1 pseudogene is annotated in these 720 nt (G+C 64.3%); it reads right to left on the reverse strand.

Annotated features, from left to right (window positions below):
- Positions 1 to 712 (reverse strand): annotated as a pseudogene (locus EOA29_RS38805) (SIS domain-containing protein); the annotation flags it as partial.
- Positions 713 to 720 lie beyond the last annotated feature (8 nt).

Genomic DNA, 720 nt, shown 5'->3' on the forward strand with positions numbered 1-720 from the left:
GCAGCACGACGTCGGATTCGCGCGCCATGGTCGATTCCCGCACGTTGACGACCGCGCCGATCTTCATGCCGGCCTTGCGGCAATAGCGCAGCGAGGCCAGCGTGTCGGCGGTCTCGCCCGACTGCGAGATGAAGAAGGCCGCATCGGTGGCCGACAGCGGCATCTCGCGGTAGCGGAATTCCGAGGCGACGTCGATGTCGACCGGCAGCCGCGCATAGCGCTCGAACCAGTATTTGCTGATCAACCCGGCCAGATAGGCGGTGCCGCAGGCCGAGAGCGCCAGCCGGCCGATCCGGGCAAAGTCGAACGGCAGTTCAAGCGGCCTGGAGATGCCGGAGACGAAATCCACATAATGCGCCAGCGTGTGCGAGATCACCTCCGGCTGCTCATGGATCTCCTTTTCCATGAAATGGCGGCGGTTGCCCTTGTCGACCATGAAGCTGGTCGACAGCGACTGCTGCCGCTTGCGGTCGACCTTGTTGCCGTCGATGTCGTAGATCTCGACGCTGTTGCGGCGCACCACCGCCCAATCGCCGTCCTCCAGATAGGTGATCGAATTGGTGAAGGGCGCCAGCGCGATGGCGTCCGAGCCCAAAAACATCTCGCCGTCGCCATGGCCGACGGCTAAAGGCGGACCGTTGCGGGCGCCGACGAGCAGGTTCTCGTCGCCCTTGAACATGATCGCCAGTGCGAAGGCGCCCACAACGGGCCGCCTTTAGC

The sequence above is a fragment of the Mesorhizobium sp. M1E.F.Ca.ET.063.01.1.1 genome, assembly GCF_003998155.1.
Classification (GTDB): Bacteria; Pseudomonadota; Alphaproteobacteria; order Rhizobiales; family Rhizobiaceae; genus Mesorhizobium.